The sequence below is a fragment of the Serratia odorifera genome (assembly GCF_041448735.1).
Taxonomy (GTDB): domain Bacteria; phylum Pseudomonadota; class Gammaproteobacteria; order Enterobacterales; family Enterobacteriaceae; genus Serratia_F; species Serratia_F odorifera.
This window is the reverse complement of sequence record NZ_JBGMUT010000056.1, coordinates 1-661: the sequence shown is the minus strand read 5'-3', so window position 1 is coordinate 661 and position 661 is coordinate 1. Positions and strand designations below refer to the sequence as shown.

Genomic DNA, 661 nt, shown 5'->3' with positions numbered 1-661 from the left:
TAATAATATGAAAAAATGGCTGTTACTCTTATTTAGTTTACTACTACTAATTCCTGTCCCTATTTCCGCACAAAAAATCGAACAACCAAAAACCCTTATTTTATACAGTTCAAACGATGATCAAATTACAAGTGATATCCAAATACTTAATACACAAGTAGGACATTTCACTAATAATATAATGTAACTACTCAGCTTCCTCACGGAGGCTTTTTTCATTTACTAGTCTGATATGTATTTTTTGTGTGAATACTAGATATATCAGACTAGGAGGTGATCGTTGTGTTGAAAAAACAAGATATTCTAGCTGTCTTTCAAAAGGGACCACAGGCTATTTGCGATTTCGTTCATGATTTAGAAAACCAAATACAGGATTTAAAAGGACGTATAGAAGACCTAGAAAATCGTTCTAAAAAAAACTCCCAAAATAGTCATAAGCCACCTTCTACAGATGGTTTGCGTAAGCCTGTTACAAAAAGTTTACGAAAATCATCGCATCGTCAAACTGGTGGCCAGTTGGGCCACAAAGGACATACCCTTAGTTTGACAGCGACTCCAGATCATACAATTACGTATTCTCCTACATATTGTACTTGTTGTCATACTTCTTTGGACCATGAGCCTGTAAATGGATACCGCATTCGCCAAGTGTATGATTTAC

General features: G+C 35.4%; 2 protein-coding genes. Both read left to right on the top strand.

The features are described 5' to 3' along the window. Window positions 1–187 (top strand): hypothetical protein (locus ACCC84_RS23855; RefSeq protein WP_371902430.1); only part of this gene is annotated, 187 nt, incomplete at its 5' end. A gap of 95 nt (window positions 188–282) precedes the next feature. Continuing rightward, window positions 283–661: DUF6444 domain-containing protein (locus ACCC84_RS23850; protein WP_371902429.1), on the top strand; the 379-nt coding region annotated here is incomplete at its 3' end.